Here is a 16,067-nt window from a genome sequence, read left to right as displayed (position 1 = left end):
ACCGTAACATGTAGGTGACGGGAAAGGTTCCATTCAAAGAATATTTTTCCGAGGACGTGATGACAGTGCCTAATCAACCCAGCCTGGCCCAATCCATCGGACGAGAGTTGCCCTATTTGCGGCGTTATGCACGGGCACTGACGGGAAGCCAGTCTGCGGGCGACAATTACGCCGCCGCAACGCTTGAGGCCATTCTCAGCGACCGCTCGCTGATGGATGGCGACAATTCCCGGGTCGGTCTGTTCCGTGCTTTTCACGCCATCTGGCAAAGCTCGGGCGCCCCGGTGGTCGAGGAAACCGACAATCGCGCGGCACGCGCGCAAAAGCACCTTCAGGGTCTGACGCCCAACTCGCGCGAGGCGTTGCTGCTGCGCACCATCGAAGAATTGCGCTATGACGAAATCGCCAGGGTGATGGGCGTCGATCAGGCCGAGGCCGAGGAATTGGTGCAGATCGCGCTGAACGAAATGGGTCGCGCCCTGCGCGGCAAGGTCATGGTGATCGAGGATGAGACCATCATCGCCATGGACCTCAAGGGTATCGTTCAGGCCATGGGCCATGATGTGACCGGCATCGCCCGCACCCACGCGGCCGCGATCGAGCTTGCCACGAACAAGCGTCCCGACCTGATCCTTGCCGATATCCAGCTTGCCGACGGCTCATCGGGTATCGACGCGGTGGCCGAGCTGCTGGAAAGCCTTGGCGACATCCCGGTGATTTTCATCACCGCCTTCCCCGAACGGCTGCTGACCGGCGACCGGCACGAGCCCGCCTTCCTGATCTCCAAACCCTATTCCGAGGAGCAGGTGCGTTCCTCGGTCAGTCAGGCGATGTTCTTCGCCTCGACCGAGGGGCTGGGCGCGGCCTGATCGCCGCCACCGATCGCCAAGGCGATATTCAGGCGCAGAATTCAGGCGCAGACGGTTCCGCGATCCGGCGGACCCGCCTGCGCCTTCGTTATTGCCGCGCGACCCGGCCCGACAGCCACCCGGGGGCAAGATCAAAAAGGCCCTCAGCCTTTAAAACCCCAGTAGCTTCAAAAACCTTAGCGCCCGGCGATGCTTAAAGGACAGTGGCCCGACATCACCACGTCGTCGAACCACCATCTTCCTTGTCGAAATATCCCGGGGGTCCGGGGGCAGCGCCCCCGGCTTCTTAATCCACAGCCATCACGCAGCCCGGACCCGGCGTTCCGATCGCTGCGACCGGCACATACTGCGACCACGCGCGATCACGGCTCTGACTGCGCCAGCAGCGCGGCGTTACCGCCTGCCGCCGTCGTATCGGCGCACAGATGCCGCTCCAGCCCGACATGGCCGGCATCGGGCGCTGCGCTGATCAGGGGCAGGATCGGGCCCGGACGCGCGGCCAGCGCCTCGGCATAGGCGCGGGCGCGTTCCGCGTCGCCCCACCAGATCACCCCGGAGATGCCCTGCAATCCGGTCAGATCGGCGGGGGCAAGATCGCCGTCCACCGTCACGGCCACGCCACCCATGCCGCGCACCAGTTCCGCCTGCGCCTTCGCCGCGTCCAGACCGGGCCCAAGGCACAACAGCGGCGCGCGCTGGACCACGGTCAGGCGGTTCAACTCTCCGGTCGGGCCGGGCATGGTCTCCTCGGCGATCACGGCGGCCTTGGGCTGTCCGGAAAGCGCACGGCGCAGCGCCGCCAGATCGGCGGGCTTCGACCACTGGCCGGCCTGCCCGCCCGCTTTCGGTCGGGTAAAGCGGTTGAGATACTCCGGCCCCCCGGCCTTCGGCCCGGTGCCCGAGAGCCCTTCGCCGCCAAAGGGCTGGCTGCCGACGACCGCGCCGATCTGGTTGCGGTTGACATAGATGTTGCCGGCATGAACCCGGTCGACCATTTCCTGCACGCGCCCGTCGATGCGGGTGTGCAGCCCGAAGGTCAGGCCATAGCCGGTCGCGTTGATGTCGTCGACGACCCGGTCCAGATCCGCGGATTTGAACGTCGCCAGATGCAGGACCGGGCCGAAAACCTCGCGTTCCAGATCGGCGATGCCTTTGACGCGGATCAGCGTCGGCGGCACGAAGCTGCCCTTTGCCGGCGCGTCAAGCTGATGCAGCACCCGCCCCTCGGCCCGGGCCGCCTCGATATGGGCCGTGATCCCGGCCTTGGCGCTTTCGTCGATGACCGGGCCCACGTCGGTTTCCACCTGCCACGGATCACCCAGCCGCAACTGGTCCATCGCGCCGGTCAGCATCCGGGTCAGATGCGGGGCGACATCCTCCTGCACGTAAAGGCAGCGCAGCGCCGAGCAGCGCTGCCCGGCCGAGCGGAAGGCGCCGTTCACGATATCCCGAACCGCCTGTTCCGGCAGCGCGGTGCTGTCCACGATCATCGCGTTCAGCCCACCGGTTTCGGCGATCAGCGGCGCATCTGGGGCCAGATGCGCGGCCATGCTGCGGCGGATGATCCGCGCCGTCTCGGTCGAGCCGGTGAAGACCACGCCCGAGACGCGCGGATCGGCGGTCAGCGCCGCACCCACCACCTCGCCCGGCCCGGCCAGCAGTTGCAAGACATGCTCCGGCACCCCGGCCTGATGCAGAAGCCGCACGGCATGGGCGGCGATCAGCGGCGTTTCCTCGGCCGGCTTGGCCAGCACGCCATTCCCGGCCGCCAGCGCCGCCGCCACCTGTCCGGTAAAGATCGCCAGCGGGAAGTTCCACGGGCTGATCGCCGCCACGACCCCCAGCGCCGGCCGATCCAGCGCCGCTGCCCCGGTCGCGTAATAGCGAAGGAAATCCACCGCCTCGCGCAATTCGGCCACCGCGTCGGGCAGGGTCTTGCCGGCCTCGCGCGCCAGAAGCGCGAAGATCGCACCGGCATCGGCCTTATACAGATCGGCCGCGCGGTTCAGGATCGCGGCGCGTTCGCCGGCCGGGGCATCCCATGGGCGCACGGTATCCAGCGCCGCCGCAACCTCAGCCTTGGTGGCTTGCAGCTGGTGGCCCACGATTTCACCATTCGCCGGGTTCGTCACCGCGTCACCGTCAGCCTGCGGCACCGGCGCCGCGCGGTCGCGGGCGTCGAAAATCCCCGCGAGCACCCGGTCGTCGCTCAGATCGAAGCCCTGACTGTTTTCGCGGCGCGGCGCGAACAGCGCCCGGGGCAGCGGTATGCCGGGGTTCGCGACATCATTCCCCAGCGCCTCGACGGCGGTCAGCGGGCAGGCGGCGACCTCTTCGGCGGGAACCTCCTCATCCACGATCTGGTTCACGAAGCTGCTGTTCGCGCCGTTTTCCAGCAGGCGGCGGACCAGATAGGCCAGCAGGTCGCGATGCGCGCCCACCGGCGCATAGATGCGGCAGCGGGTGCCGCGTTCGTCCAGAACCAGATCGTGCAGCCGCTCGCCCATGCCGTGCAGGCGCTGGAATTCAAACGGGCGATCGCCGGCCATATGCAGGATCGCGGCGACGGTATGGGCGTTGTGGGTGGCGAATTGCGGATAGATCCGGTCGGTCATCCCGAACAGCCGCCGGGCGTTGGCGATATAGCTCGCGTCGGTGGTCTGCTTGCGGGTGAACACCGGAAAGCCCGGCATCCCCTCGACCTGCGCGCGCTTGATCTCGCTGTCCCAATAGGCGCCCTTGACCAGCCGCACCATGATCTTGCGGTCCAGCTCGGTGGCCAGCGCATAAAGCCAGTCGAGCACCGGCCCGGCGCGGCGGCCGTAGGCCTGCACGACGACGCCGAACCCGTCCCAGCCGGCCAGCCGGGGGTCGGCAAGAACCGCCTTGATCACCTTCAGCGACAGGACCAGCCGGTCGGCCTCCTCGGCGTCGATGTTGAACCCCATGCCGGCGCGGGCCGCCTGCGCGGCCAGATCGGCGACGACCGGCACCAGCTCGGCCATCACCCGATCCTCCTGCGCGACCTCATAGCGCGGATGCAGCGCCGAAAGCTTGACCGAGATGCCGGGGTTGTCCGCCACCTGATCGGATTGCGCCGCCCCCGCGATGGCCGCGATCGCCCGGGCATAGGCATCGCGATAGCGCGCCGCGTCCGCCGCCGTCATCGCCGCCTCGCCCAGCATGTCGTAGCTATAGGTAAAGCCGCGCGCCTCGGCCGTGCGGGCGCGTTTCAGCGCCGCGTCGATGGTCTCGCCCAGCACGAACTGGCGCCCCATTTCCTTCATCGCCCGGCCGACGGCGGCGCGGATCACCGGCTCGCCCAGCCGCCGCACCGCCGCGTGCAGATAGCTGGCGATCCCGGGCGAGGGTTCGTCCAGCACCCGGCCGGTCAGCATCAGCGCCCAGGTCGATGCGTTGACAAGGCTCGATGCCGATTCGCCCAGATGCTTGCCCCAGTCGCTGGGCGCGATCTTGTCCTCGATCAGATCGTCGATGGTATCGGCGTCGGGCACCCGCAAAAGCGCCTCGGCCAGACACATCAGCGCAATGCCTTCCTGCGTCGAAAGCCCGTATTCGGCCAGAAACATCTCCATCATCCCGGGGCGGGCGCTTTGGCGGATGCGGCGGACCAGATCGGTGGCATCCTCGCTGATCGCCTCGCGCTGGTCGGTGGACAGGTCGGCGGTGGCAACCAGTTGCCGGGCCAGATCGGCCTCGTCCGCGAATTTCGCGGTCTCGATGGCCGACCAAAGCGGGTCGCTTGCAGGGGCGCGCGGGGCATCAGACATGATCGGGGCATCTCCTTTGACGTTGGCTGGAATATAGCGCAGAGTCGCCAGACGATTGAGAGCGAAATTGGAAAAGATTTGGGCGATTCAACCAAAAACAGGAATGATGGCAGTCCGATCGAACTGGATCGTACCGACCGGGCCATTCTGAACATCCTTTCGGCCGAGGGCCGGATCCCGGTCGCCGATCTGGCGCGCCGGGTGGGGCTGTCAAAGACTCCGGTCGCGGCGCGGATCGCACGGCTTGAAACCGCGGGCGTCATCACCGGATACCGCGCCACGCTGTCGCCCATTCGCATGGGTCTGGCCCATGTCGCCTTTGTCGAGGTGCGGCTGTCCGACACGCGCGAGAAATCCCTTGCCGCCTTCAACCGCGCGGTGATGGCGATCCCCGAGATCGAGGAATGCTATATGATCGCGGGCGGCCACGATTATCTGCTGAAGGTGCGGACCCGGGACATTCAGGATTATCGCCGGGTGCTGGCGGAAAGCCTGTCGAACCTGCCGAATGTCGCCGCGACCACGACCTTTGTCGCCATGGAGGCGGTCAAGGAAAACGGCGCGCCCGCGGTCTAGGGGGCGGCGCTTTGCGCCGTTCCGGGTGTGGCGCTCAGCGCCGGCGGATCACATGGTCCGGGCGGCCCGGAACCGACAATTCCATCCGGTCGCGCGGCCCCGTCGCCACGAGTTTGCCGCGCGAGATCACCGTGACTCGCCGCGCCCGCAACCGCAGCGCCTCGACCGGATCGCCCGCGTCCAGCACCACCAGCGAGGCGCGCGCCCCGACCCGCAGACCGAACTCGTCCAGCCCCATGATCCGGGCGTTTTCCGCCGTCACCATGTCGAAGCAATGCCGCATCTCGTCGGGGTGGGTCATCTGCGCGACATGCATGCCCATGAAGGCCACGTCCAGCATGTCGGCGGTGCCCAGCGAATACCACGGGTCCATGACGCAATCCTGCCCCCAGCCGACCGTGATGCCATGGGCCAGCATCTCCTTGACCCGGGTCAGCCCGCGGCGCTTGGGAAATGTATCGTGTCGCCCCTGCAGGACGATGTTGATCAGCGGGTTCGGGATCGCGGCGATGCCGGCCTCGGCGATCAGCGGCAGCAGTTTCGAGACATAATAATTATCCATCGAATGCATCGAGGTCAGATGCGACCCCGCAACCCGGCCCTGCAACCCGTGGCGCAGGGTCTCGGCGGCCAGCGTCTCGATATGGCGCGACATCGGGTCGTCGGTCTCATCGCAGTGAATATCGACCCGCAAGCCGCGATCCGCCGCGATCCGGCACAACTGGCGCAGCGATTCCGCCCCGTCCTCCATCGTGCGTTCGAAATGCGGGATGCCGCCGACCACGTCAACGCCCATGTCGAGCGCGCGGATGGTCTGGTCGCGCGCCGCCGGGTCGCGGAAGAACCCGTCCTGCGGAAAGGCCACCAGTTGCAGATCGATCCGATCCGCCACCGCCTTCCGCACCTCCAAAAGCGCCTGCACCCCCTTCAGATCGGGGTCGCAGGTATCGACATGGCTGCGGATCGCCAGCAGCCCCTGCCCGACCGCCCAGTCGCAATAGCGCAGCGCCCGGTCGATCATCTGGTCCACCGTCGCGATCTTCTTCAGCTCGCCCCACAGCGCGATGCCCTCCAGAAGCGTCCCCGAGGCGTTGATGCGCGGGGTGCCATAGCTGAGCGTCGCGTCCATGTGGAAATGCGGATCGACGAAGGGCGGGCTGACCAGCAGGCCGGTGGCGTCGATGACGCGCCCGGCGGCGGCATCTTCCGGCAGGCTCTCGATCGCGGCGATGCGGTCGCCCCGGATGCCGATATCGGCCTGTCGCCCATCGCTCAGCCTGCCGCCGCGCACTATCAGATCGAACATAGCTGTTCCCCCTGGCCAGATCCGCCGGCACGTTAGGCGCAGAACCGGCCCCTTGCAACGCGGGACGAAATCGCCTTGGCTGGTGCCATCACGAAAGGGGGCGTTCATGCAGGTCTTTTTCAGCGAGGATCACCGCTTGCATTTCCCGCAGGCCGAGCTGTCGGGCGGTCAGTTCGTGACCCCCTACGAACGGCCAAGCCGGGTCGAGTACATCCTGCGGCAACTGCGCGAACGCGGCTTTGACCAGCCCGCCGATCCCGGTCCCTGCGACATGGCGCCGATCCGCGGGCTGATGGACCCGGGCTTTCTGCGGTTTCTGGAAACCGGCTGGGACGAATGGATCGCGGCCGGCATGAAGGGCGAGATGATCAGCGCCACCAACCCGGTGCGCCGCACCCAGATGGCCCGCGAGCCGCGCAACATCGACGGCAAACTGGGCTATTACTGTCTGGCGCAGGAAACCGCGATCACCGCCGGCACCTGGCGGGCGGCGCAATCCTCGGCCGCATCGGCGCAGGCGGCGCAGCGCGCGGTGGCCGAAGGCGCCGGCGCGGCGTTCGCCCTGTGCCGCCCGCCGGGGCACCACGCCACCGCCGACATGTTCGGCGGCTATTGCTTTCTGAACAACGCCGCCATCGTCGCCCAGATGTTCCGCGACGGCGGCGCCGACCGGGTCGCGATCCTCGACATCGACTTTCACCACGGCAACGGCACGCAGGATATCTTCTATGAACGCGGCGACGTGCTTTTCGCCTCGATCCACGGCGCGCCCGAGGACGCCTTTCCCTATTTCCTCGGCTATGCCGACGAAACCGGCGCGGGTGCGGGCGAAGGCGCGAACCTGAACCTGCCGCTGCTGCCCGGCGCCGGCTGGGACCAGTGGGGCAGCGCGCTGGACACCGCTATCGCCCGCATCCGCGACTTCGGCCCGCAGGCGCTGGTCGTGTCGCTGGGCGTCGATGCGTTCAAGGACGATCCGATCAGCTTCTTCAAGCTGGAAAGCGGCGATTTCACCCGTGCCGGCGCGGCCATCGCGCGGCTGAACCTGCCGACGGTTTTCTGCATGGAGGGCGGCTATGCGATCGAGGCGGTCGGCATCAACACCGTCAATGTGCTGGAGGGTTTCCTGAATGGCTGAGGTCACCGTAGCCGCCACCCAATTCGCCTGCGACTGGGACCTGCCCGCCAATCTGGACCGGGCCGAGACCGCCATCCGCGAGGCCGCCGCCCAAGGTGCGCAGGTGGTGCTGATTCAGGAACTTTTCGCTGCGCCCTATTTCTGCATCACCCAGGATCCGCGCTATTTCGGACTGGCCGCCCCGGCCGCCGAAAACCCGCTGATCGGCGGTCTGGCGGCGCTGGCGCGTGAACTGGGCGTGGTCTTGCCGGTATCTTTCTTTGAACGCGCCGGCCAAAGCCATTTCAATTCCATGGCGATGGTCGATGCGGACGGCAGCATCCTTGGCATCTATCGCAAAAGCCACATCCCGCAGGGACCGGGCTATGAGGAGAAATATTATTTTTCGCCCGGCGACACCGGCTTTCGGGTCTGGGACACGGCGGCGGGGCGGATCGGCGTCGGAATCTGCTGGGACCAGTGGTTCCCCGAATGCGCCCGCGCCATGGCGCTGCAAGGGGCCGAGATGCTGCTTTACCCGACCGCCATCGGGTCCGAACCGCCAGCCCCCGGCTATGACAGCCAACCGCATTGGGAAACCGTGATGCGGGGCCATGCGGCGGCGAACATCATGCCGGTGATCACCTCGAACCGGATCGGCACCGAACCGCAGGACGACCGCGAGGTGACCTTTTACGGGTCGTCCTTCATCGCCGACGAGCGTGGCCAGATCGTCGCCCGGGCCAGCCGCGACCGGGCCGAGGTGATCACCGCGCGCTTTGATCTGGACCAGATCGCCGCCCTGCGCCGCAGTTGGGGGCTGTTCCGCGACCGCCGGCCCGAGCTTTACGCGGATATCTCGGGCTACTGAGCCCGAGCCTACTGAGCCTGAGCCGGCCGGTTATTCGCCCACCACCAGCAGATCCTGCGGCGCGACGGTCAGGCGCACGGTCTCGCCCACCGCGGGGGGCGGGCGCTGCGAGCTGTTGAACGTGTCGAGGACAAAGGGGACGCCCGCCGCCTCGGACCGCAGCCGGATGACCGAGCCGAGGAAATCCACCGCCGTCACCCGCGCGTCGAAGTCGATGCCCGCGCCCTGCCCCAGATGGATCTGCTCAGGTCGCGCGGCAAGCGTCACCCGGCCGGCCGGCAGCGCCCGGCCCAGCACGCCCTCGGCGCCGGCAAAGCGCACCCGACCCTGCGACGGCTCCACCACCTCGGCGTCGATGACGTTCAGCGTGCCGACGAAATTCGCCGCGAAACGGGTCGCGGGGCGGTTATAGATCTCGTGCGGGGTGCCGATCTGGTCGGCGACACCCTGATTCATCACCACCACCCGGTCCGAGATCGACAGCGCCTCTTCCTGATCATGGGTCACGAAGATCGTGGTGATGCCAAGCTCGCGCTGGATGTTGCGGATCTCGGTCCGCAGGCTGACGCGGATCTTGGCGTCCAGCGCCGACAACGGCTCGTCCAGCAACAGAACCTGCGGGCGTGGCGCGATGGCGCGGGCCAGCGCCACGCGCTGCTGCTGGCCGCCCGAAAGCTGATAGGGATAGCGCCCGCCCATGCTGGGCAGCCCGATCAGCTCCAGCATCTCGGCCACGCGGCGGCCACGGTCGGCCCGGTTCATGCCGGCGATGCGCAGCCCGAAGGCCACGTTGTCGGCGACGGTCAGGTTCGGGAACAGCGCATAGGCCTGAAACACCATGCCGATGCGGCGCTGGTTCGGGCGCAGCGCGGTGACGTCTCTGTCGTCGATCACGATCCGGCCGCTGTCGGGCTGCTCGAACCCCGCCACCATGCGCAGGACGGTGGTCTTGCCGCAACCCGACGGCCCCAGCAGCGAGATGAACTCGCCCTTCTCGACGGCCAGCGAGAAATCCTTGACCACGTGATTGGCGCCGAAGGATTTTTCGAGATGTTCGAGGTTCAGAAAGCTCATTTGGGCTGGGCCCCCGGTTTGTAGGTGAAGCGGGTCACAAGCTGGATCAGACCCATGCAGGCCCAAGTGATGGCAAAGGCGATGACCGCCAGCGCCGCCGGCTCATAGGCGCGGTTGGCGCCCATCAGTTGCAGGTAGGGGCCAAAAGCTGGCCGGTTCAAAAGCGCCGCCATGGTGAATTCGCCGATGACGATGGCGAAGGTCAGGAAGGCGCCCGACAGCACCGCGACCAGCACGTTCGGCAGGATGACCCGGCCCAGTATGGTGATCCAGCCCGCGCCCAGCGACTGCGCCGCCTCGGTCAGGGTGGCGACGTCGATGGCGCGCAATCCGGTATCGACGGCGCGGTACATGTAGGGCAGCGACAGCATCGCATAGCCGAACATCAAGAGCATGTTGGTGCCGTTTGCCGAGCCGGTCAGCGGCAGCCAGCTGGAGGTGTTGTAAAGCCGGATGTAACCGAAAACGACGACGATCGCCGGGATGACCAGCGGCAGCAGGGTGATGAACTCGATCCACGGCCGCCAGCGCGGCAGCTTCAGCCGCACCCAATAGGCGGTGGGCACCACCAGCAGGACGCCGAAGACGATGGTCGCGATCGCCATGACGATCGAATAGGTGAAGGTCGCCTGAAACTGCGGATCGGCAAAGACCTTGCGATAGGCGTCGAAGGAATATTCGCCGCGCCGCATCCGCAGCGAAAACTCGAACGTGCCAATCAGCGGCAAGGCAAAGTAAAGCGCGCCGAGGATGAAGATCGTCCAGGACCAGAACCGGCTCATTTCACCCACCGTTCCGAGCGGCTGCGCAGCCAAATGTAGATGGCGTTGGCGATACCGGTCACCACGATCATCCCGAAGGCCATGGCATAGCCCAGATGCGGATCCTGAAGCACGTCGCCGCGGATCTGCGCGAACAGCATGATCGGCACGATGGAAAGCTGCGAGCCGGTCAGCGCATAGGCGGTTGCGACCGCGCCGAAGGCATTGGCGAACAACAGCGCGAAAGTGCCCAGAAGCGACGGGAACAGGATCGGCAGCGCCACCATGCGCCAATATTGCAGGCTGGTCGCGCCCAGCGATTGCGCGGCCTCGCGCCATTGCCGCCTGAGCCCGTCCAGTGCCGGGGTGATGATCAGGATCATCAGCGGGATCTGGAAGAACAGATAGGTCAGCGTCAGACCCCAGAAGGACAGAAGATTGAAGCCGAGCGCATAGATGTTGATGCCGAACCATTCGCGCAGCAGCATGGTGACCAGACCGACCCGCCCCAGCGTGGCGATGAAGGCGAAGGCCAGCGGCACGCCGGCGAAATTGGCCGCGACGCCCGAGAAGGTCAGCAGCGGTCCCCGGGTCCGGCCGGGCAGCCGCCCCAGCACCACCGCCGCCGCCATCAGGAACCCGATCAGGCAGCCAAGCAGCGATGACGCCAGCGACACCTTGATCGAGGTGGCGAAGCTTTGCACGATGCGCGGCGCGGCGAGGTTGCGCAGGTTGTCCAGCGTGAAGCCGCCATCGGCGTTTCGAAACGCGCCGACGACGATATTCATCGTCGGCAGAAGCAGGAACAGCAGCGCAAACAGAAGGAACGGCACCACGCCCAGCCAGTTCAGGCCGGGAAGCGCGCGGCTGGGGGCGGATCGCTGAGCCAAACGATATGCTTTCGTGAATGCCCGCCCCCGATCAAGACCGGGGGCGGGACGGATCGGTTCGGATGGGGGCTTATTCGGTGACGGCGGCGCCGACGACCTTGTCCCAGCCCTCGGTGACGGCGGCCTTGTTCGCGTCCTGCTGTTCGATGGTCGGGAAGACGGCCCTTTCATAAGCGGCGGCGGGCGGCATCTTGTCCAGCAGTTCCTGCGGAACCTTGCCGTTGGCGGACAGGTCGTTGAACCGGATCGGGTGGCAGTAGCCCTTGAGCCAGCCCAGCTGACCCTCGTCCGAATACAGGTATTCCATCCACAGTTTCGCGGCGTTCGGATGCGGCGCATAGGCGCTGATCGCCTGCACGTAGACGCCGGCCAGCACGCCCGAGGACGGCACCACGACCTCCATCGGGGGGTTGCCGTTCAGCGCGTCGCGCCAGGCCAGAAGGTTATAGTCCCATGCCATCACGATCGGGGTCGCGCCCTGGGCGATGGTCGCCGATTTCGCGGTGACCGGGACGAAATTGCCCGCCTTGTTCAGTTCGGCGAAGAATTCGAGCCCCTTTGCGGCCGAATCCTTGCCCGGCTCGGCGCCCTTGGCCATGCCCGAGCCCATGATCGCCAGGATCGCCTGGTTCGAGGACCGCGGATCGCCGGTCAGGGCGACCGAATTGGCGTATTCGGGTTTCAGCAGGTCGGACCAGTCGGCCGGCACGTTTTCAACCAGATCGGTGTTCACGCCAAAGGACATGACGCCGTAATAATCGCCGTACCAGAAGCCTTCGGCATCCTTGGCATCGTCCGGGATCGTGTCCCAGGTCGAGACCTTGTAAGGCTGGATCAGCCCTTCGGATTTGGCCTGCGGACCAAAGGCGAAACCCACGTCGATCACATCGGGGGCCTGCGGACCCTTGTTGTCCTTGTTGGCGCGGATCGCCTCGAGCTCGTCTCCGGAACCTGCGTCGGGGTTCAGCTCGTTCACGGTGATCTCTGGGTATTTCGCCTTGAACCCGGCAATCACGTCGCCATAGCCGCACCAGTCATGCGGAAGCGCGATGGTGGTCAGTTGACCTTCCGCCTTGGCCGCGGCTTCCAGCGCTGCCATGTCCTGCGCCTGAGCCGCCGAGGTCAGCGCCAGAACGGAAACAGCGCCGACGGCTAATAGTTTGAATTGCATGAGATCGACTCCAATTTTCGGTCCGCCCGGGATGGGCCCGACACGCACTTACCGGCAGATTGTAACGGCTTTGTTTCACATGGCCGCTGCCCGTCCAGAATCACGGGTCCTTTCGAAGGTTCGCCGAACCGAGCCGTCCTTGTCAAAATCTTTCGGCGTTATCAGCCGTTTCGCAACCGGGGGCTGAACACCAGAAGCGAGAGGATTTCGAACAGGATCGTCGCGCCGGCCTGCACGGTGTTGGTGGTGGCGTCATACTGGGGGGCGACCTCGACCATGTCGCCGCCGACGAAGTTCAGCCCCTTGAGACCGCGCAGCAGGGCCTGCGCCTCGCGCGTGGTCAGGCCGCCGATCTCCGGCGTGCCGGTTCCGGGCGCGAAAGCCGGGTCGAGGCTGTCGATGTCGAACGACAGATACGTCGGGCCGTCACCCACGACCTCACGCGCGCGGCGGATGATTTCGGGGATGCCCAGCGTCTCGATTTCCTCGGCATGAATGACGGTCATGCCCGAGGCATACGAAAACTCCCACAGATATTCGGAGGATCCGCGTATCCCGATCTGAATGGTGCGCGCCGGGTCCAGCACCCCGTCCAGAACGGCGTTGCGCATCGGCCCGCCGTGGTGGAATTTCGTGCCGTCGGTGATGCCCATGGTGTCGCAATGCGCGTCGATATGGATCAGCCCGACCGGCCCGTCCCGGCCGACGGCGCGCAGGATCGGATGGGTGACCGAATGATCGCCCCCGACCGAAAGAGGCACGACACCCGCATCCATGATCCGGTTGATATGCGCCTCGATATCGCGGTGGCTTTGTTCCAGATCATAGCGGCTGACAAAGGGCACATCGCCGATGTCACCGACCCGCAGATCATAAAGCGGCGCGCAGTCCAAAACATGCTCATAAGGCCCGATCCGCTCGATCTCGCGCAGCGCGCGGGGGCCAAAGCGCGCGCCGGGGCGGTTCGTCACCCCCAGATCCATCGGCAGCCCGGTCAGCGCGACCTGAAGATCGCCGAAATCCGGCGCGCTGTGATCAACCGGATGATGTTTCGCGTTCAGCAGCGTCGGAACGCCCGACCACGGCATGGCGCGGGTACCGGCCTTGTTGAACACCATTTCGGCGACGCGCTTGAACGGCGGATGCGTGATCCTGCCCGAGTTCTCGCCGTCGAAACGCTTGCGCAACTCGTCCAGGGTCGGTTTGCGATCGGCCATGTCATCCCCCAATTGCTTTCGGCGACTATCGGCCCCGGATCGACCCGGATCAAGCCTTGGCTTCGCAGCCCTTGCACAAGACGCGACCATCGCGCCCTGCGATCGTGGTGACGCCTGTCCTTGCCACCGGCGCAACGCTCTGATTTGTCTTGGAGCGCGCGCGGGAGATGAGGGAAAAATGACCGGCATCGGCTTTCTGGCACGTTACAAGGCGGCGATCTTCGATCTGGACGGAACGCTGATGGACAGCGAACCGGCGTGGGAGAAGGCCAAGCGCATCGTCGCGGACCGGTATGGTCTGCGGCCCACGCAGGCGCAGCTTGACGCGACGGTGGGGCGCAGTCTCGACGATTTTCTGGCCGAGGTGTTCGGCACCCGGAACCACGATGAGATGCTGGCCCGGCGCGAGGAAATCTTTGTCGAGGCCGACAGGCTTCTGCCCGGGATGCGCGTGCCGGTGCCCGGCGCCGCCGATTTCCTGCGCGCGGTGGCGGCGGCGGGGCTTCGCGTCGCGATCTGCTCGTCCTCGGCCCGGCGGCATATCGAGGGCGCGGTCAGGGAGCTGGGCGTCACGGCCGAGGTCAGCCTGATCGTCTCGGCGGCGGAACTCGCGCGCGGCAAGCCCGATCCGATGCCTTATCGGGTCTCGGTCGAGCGGCTGGGGCTTTAGTCCGGCGACGCTTTCGCGGTCGAGGATGCGGTGCCGGGCGCGATGTCGGCGAAGGGTGCGGGACTTTACACCGTCGCGGTGGGACCGGGATGCACCGGGCCGGCCTTCGGTTTCTGCGATCTGCAGGCCGAGAATTACGGCGACCTGCGCAGGCTGCTGACCGCTTAGCCGCCCGTCAAAGGCGGGCGGCGCATGCCGGGGTAATCCTCGGCCCGGTCCCAGGCGTGGCCCAGTGCCAGAACCGCCGCATCCGCCCCGATCGGCCCGGCAAGCTGCATGCCCATGGGCAGCCCCTCGGCCCCGAAACCAACCGGCATCGACACGCAGGGCAAACCGGCCAAAGTGACCGGCAGCACGACCTCCATCCACCGATAATAGGTATCCAGCGCCTTGCCACCGACCTCGGCCGGGTAACGCAGCGCCGCGTCGAAGGGCCAGACCTGAGCGGACGGCAGGGCGATGAAATCCACCTCATCGAACAGCCGGGCGACGCGGGCGTACCAGTCGCTGCGGATGGTGCTTGCCTCATAAAGCTGGGCGGTGGTGATCGACTGCCCCAGCTCGATTTCCCAGATCGCTTCGGGTTTCAGCAGCGCGCGCTTCGCGGGGTCGGCGTAAAGCGCGGCCCGTGACCCGGCGTTCAGAAACGCCCGCAGAACCCGCCACGACTCCCACAGCCGTTCGGCGGGAAAGGGCGGTGCAAGATCGACGATCCGGCACCCCATCGCGCCCATCCGGTCCAGCGCGGCGCGGCACAGCTCGACGATCCCCGGCTCGCAAGGGTAGGCGCCGCCCCAGTCGCCCAGCCACCCGATCCGCAGACCCGCGACCGGCGCGTCAAGCAGCGCCGGATAATCCTGCGCCGGCCGGTCAAACGGCGCACCGGCCGCCGGTCCCGCCATGACGGCCAGCAGATGGGCCATATCCTCGACCGTCCGGCCCATCGGTCCCTCGGTGGCCATCGTCGCCATGAATTGCTCGCCCGGGCCGCCCGCCGGCACCAGCCCCCAGCTTGGCCGGAAACCCCAGACGTTGCAGAAGGCCGCCGGGTTGCGCAGGCTGCCCATCATGTCCGAGCCGTCCGCAACCGGCAGCATCCCCGCGGCAAGCGCCGCCGCCGCGCCGCCCGATGAGCCACCGGCCGAACGTTCGGTGTTCCACGGGTTGCGGGTCAGCCCGAACACGTCGTTGAACGTGTGCGAACCAAGCCCCCATTCCGGCGAATTGGTCTTGCCGATGAAGATCCCGCCGGCCGCCCGCATGCGCGCCGCCACCAGATCATCCTCGTCCGGAACGAAATCCGCGAAGATGGGCGAACCCCAGGTCGTCCGCAGCCCCTTGGTCGCCAGCAGATCCTTGGGCGCAAGCGGCAACCCGGAAAGCCAACCCGTGGCGGGGCGGTCTGCCGCCGCCTCGGCCTCGGCCATCAGCTCGGCCCGCTGGCGCAGGCTGACGATGGCATTCAGCCGGGGGTTAAGTTCCTCGATCCGGTCCAGAAAACCCGCCATGACCGCGGGCGGGGTCAGCCGCCCGTCGGCGATCAGCCGCGACAGCTCGGACGCGGAAAGCGCCGTGATATCCTTGCCATCCTGCATGACTGTTCCCCGCTTCCAGATCCGGCCCGTGTCTGGTTATTCCACCGTCCCCATGTCCGCGCAACCTTTGCGGCGGCCGCAAGGTCGGCCACCGCTTTCACCATCATATCTATTCGTCGTTGCCGGTGAACGGCCGCTGTCCTAATCTGCCAGGAAACA

General features: G+C 66.5%; 14 protein-coding genes. 6 read left to right on the top strand and 8 right to left on the bottom strand.

Translation table 11 applies throughout. From position 1 onward, the window contains the following. Positions 1 to 59: 59 nt before the first annotated feature. Positions 60 to 869 (top strand): response regulator, encoded by an 810-nt coding sequence (locus ACFSCT_RS08630; protein ID WP_379141913.1) that lies wholly within the window; start codon positions 60 to 62, stop codon positions 867 to 869. Positions 870 to 1,231: 362 nt separating this feature from the next. Here the strand turns inward: ACFSCT_RS08630 and putA are convergent, their stop codons facing one another. After that, the gene (putA, locus tag ACFSCT_RS08625; RefSeq protein ID WP_379141912.1) at positions 1,232 to 4,660 is read right to left on the bottom strand and encodes a bifunctional proline dehydrogenase/L-glutamate gamma-semialdehyde dehydrogenase PutA; all 3,429 of its coding nucleotides are present in this window, start codon (positions 4,658 to 4,660) and stop codon (positions 1,232 to 1,234) included. Between the two features lie 78 nt (positions 4,661 to 4,738). Between putA and ACFSCT_RS08620 the strand changes: the two genes are divergently transcribed. Beyond that, complete coding sequence (locus ACFSCT_RS08620) at positions 4,739 to 5,236, top strand: Lrp/AsnC family transcriptional regulator (protein ID WP_379141910.1); 498 nt, start codon at positions 4,739 to 4,741, stop codon at positions 5,234 to 5,236. 34 nt (positions 5,237 to 5,270) lie between these two features. On the opposite strand, the gene ACFSCT_RS08615 is transcribed toward ACFSCT_RS08620, so the two are convergent. Beyond that, positions 5,271 to 6,542, bottom strand: a complete 1,272-nt coding sequence (locus ACFSCT_RS08615) for an amidohydrolase family protein (protein WP_379141908.1) — start codon at positions 6,540 to 6,542, stop codon at positions 5,271 to 5,273. A gap of 106 nt (positions 6,543 to 6,648) precedes the next feature. Between ACFSCT_RS08615 and ACFSCT_RS08610 the strand changes: the two genes are divergently transcribed. After that, entirely contained in the window at positions 6,649 to 7,680 is a 1,032-nt protein-coding gene (locus ACFSCT_RS08610; RefSeq protein WP_379141907.1) for a histone deacetylase family protein, read from the top strand. Next, the gene (gene aguB / locus ACFSCT_RS08605) at positions 7,673 to 8,530 is read left to right on the top strand and encodes an N-carbamoylputrescine amidase (RefSeq protein ID WP_379141905.1); all 858 of its coding nucleotides are present in this window, start codon (positions 7,673 to 7,675) and stop codon (positions 8,528 to 8,530) included. Before ACFSCT_RS08610 ends, aguB begins: the two co-directional genes overlap by 8 nt. A gap of 30 nt (positions 8,531 to 8,560) precedes the next feature. On the opposite strand, the gene ACFSCT_RS08600 is transcribed toward aguB, so the two are convergent. From ACFSCT_RS08600 to speB, 5 genes are all read right to left on the bottom strand, one after another. Then, positions 8,561 to 9,604 (bottom strand): ABC transporter ATP-binding protein, encoded by a 1,044-nt coding sequence (locus ACFSCT_RS08600; protein WP_379141904.1) that lies wholly within the window; start codon positions 9,602 to 9,604, stop codon positions 8,561 to 8,563. Further along, positions 9,601 to 10,386, bottom strand: a complete 786-nt coding sequence (locus ACFSCT_RS08595) for an ABC transporter permease (protein ID WP_379141902.1) — start codon at positions 10,384 to 10,386, stop codon at positions 9,601 to 9,603. The genes ACFSCT_RS08600 and ACFSCT_RS08595 overlap by 4 nt, the downstream gene beginning before the upstream one ends. After that, the gene (locus tag ACFSCT_RS08590) at positions 10,383 to 11,255 is read right to left on the bottom strand and encodes an ABC transporter permease (RefSeq protein ID WP_379141900.1); all 873 of its coding nucleotides are present in this window, start codon (positions 11,253 to 11,255) and stop codon (positions 10,383 to 10,385) included. The genes ACFSCT_RS08595 and ACFSCT_RS08590 overlap by 4 nt, the downstream gene beginning before the upstream one ends. A gap of 70 nt (positions 11,256 to 11,325) precedes the next feature. Then, positions 11,326 to 12,426, bottom strand: coding sequence for an ABC transporter substrate-binding protein (locus ACFSCT_RS08585; RefSeq protein WP_379141899.1), 1,101 nt, complete (start codon positions 12,424 to 12,426; stop codon positions 11,326 to 11,328). A 161-nt stretch (positions 12,427 to 12,587) separates the two neighbouring features. Continuing rightward, positions 12,588 to 13,643 (bottom strand): agmatinase, encoded by a 1,056-nt coding sequence (gene speB / locus ACFSCT_RS08580; RefSeq protein ID WP_379141897.1) that lies wholly within the window; start codon positions 13,641 to 13,643, stop codon positions 12,588 to 12,590. Positions 13,644 to 13,821: 178 nt separating this feature from the next. Between speB and ACFSCT_RS08575 the strand changes: the two genes are divergently transcribed. Both ACFSCT_RS08575 and ACFSCT_RS08570 read left to right on the top strand, forming a co-directional pair. Beyond that, positions 13,822 to 14,313: an HAD family hydrolase gene (locus ACFSCT_RS08575; RefSeq protein WP_379141895.1), complete on the top strand. Its 492-nt coding sequence runs from the start codon at positions 13,822 to 13,824 to the stop codon at positions 14,311 to 14,313. Positions 14,314 to 14,355: 42 nt separating this feature from the next. Next, complete coding sequence (locus ACFSCT_RS08570; RefSeq protein ID WP_379141892.1) at positions 14,356 to 14,481, top strand: hypothetical protein; 126 nt, start codon at positions 14,356 to 14,358, stop codon at positions 14,479 to 14,481. Here ACFSCT_RS08570 and ACFSCT_RS08565 read toward each other — a convergent pair. Then, positions 14,478 to 15,908 carry an amidase gene (locus ACFSCT_RS08565; RefSeq protein ID WP_379141891.1) on the bottom strand — a complete coding sequence of 477 codons (1,431 nt, stop codon included), beginning with the start codon at positions 15,906 to 15,908 and terminating at the stop codon, positions 14,478 to 14,480. The genes ACFSCT_RS08570 and ACFSCT_RS08565 overlap by 4 nt on opposite strands. Positions 15,909 to 16,067 lie beyond the last annotated feature (159 nt).

It is taken from the genome of Paracoccus pacificus, assembly GCF_042680785.1.
GTDB classification, from domain to species: domain Bacteria; phylum Pseudomonadota; class Alphaproteobacteria; order Rhodobacterales; family Rhodobacteraceae; genus Paracoccus; species Paracoccus pacificus.
Note: the sequence above shows the minus strand (reverse complement) of the source record. Positions and strands in the feature narration are given on the sequence as shown.

Bases quoted from the DNA above. Each gene is read 5' to 3' on its own strand.
- ACFSCT_RS08615 (WP_379141908.1), bottom strand. From the start codon at position 6,542: ATGTTCGATCTGATAGTGCGCGGCGGCAGGCTGAGCGATGGGCGACAG.
- ACFSCT_RS08565 (WP_379141891.1), bottom strand. From the start codon at position 15,908: ATGCAGGATGGCAAGGATATCACGGCGCTTTCCGCGTCCGAGCTGTCG.
- speB (WP_379141897.1), bottom strand. From the start codon at position 13,643: ATGGCCGATCGCAAACCGACCCTGGACGAGTTGCGCAAGCGTTTCGAC.
- ACFSCT_RS08570 (WP_379141892.1), top strand. From the start codon at position 14,356: ATGTCGGCGAAGGGTGCGGGACTTTACACCGTCGCGGTGGGACCGGGA.
- ACFSCT_RS08600 (WP_379141904.1), bottom strand. From the start codon at position 9,604: ATGAGCTTTCTGAACCTCGAACATCTCGAAAAATCCTTCGGCGCCAAT.
- ACFSCT_RS08585 (WP_379141899.1), bottom strand. From the start codon at position 12,426: ATGCAATTCAAACTATTAGCCGTCGGCGCTGTTTCCGTTCTGGCGCTG.
- ACFSCT_RS08595 (WP_379141902.1), bottom strand. From the start codon at position 10,386: ATGAGCCGGTTCTGGTCCTGGACGATCTTCATCCTCGGCGCGCTTTAC.
- ACFSCT_RS08575 (WP_379141895.1), top strand. From the start codon at position 13,822: ATGACCGGCATCGGCTTTCTGGCACGTTACAAGGCGGCGATCTTCGAT.
- putA (WP_379141912.1), bottom strand. From the start codon at position 4,660: ATGTCTGATGCCCCGCGCGCCCCTGCAAGCGACCCGCTTTGGTCGGCC.
- ACFSCT_RS08610 (WP_379141907.1), top strand. From the start codon at position 6,649: ATGCAGGTCTTTTTCAGCGAGGATCACCGCTTGCATTTCCCGCAGGCC.
- aguB (WP_379141905.1), top strand. From the start codon at position 7,673: ATGGCTGAGGTCACCGTAGCCGCCACCCAATTCGCCTGCGACTGGGAC.
- ACFSCT_RS08630 (WP_379141913.1), top strand. From the start codon at position 60: ATGACAGTGCCTAATCAACCCAGCCTGGCCCAATCCATCGGACGAGAG.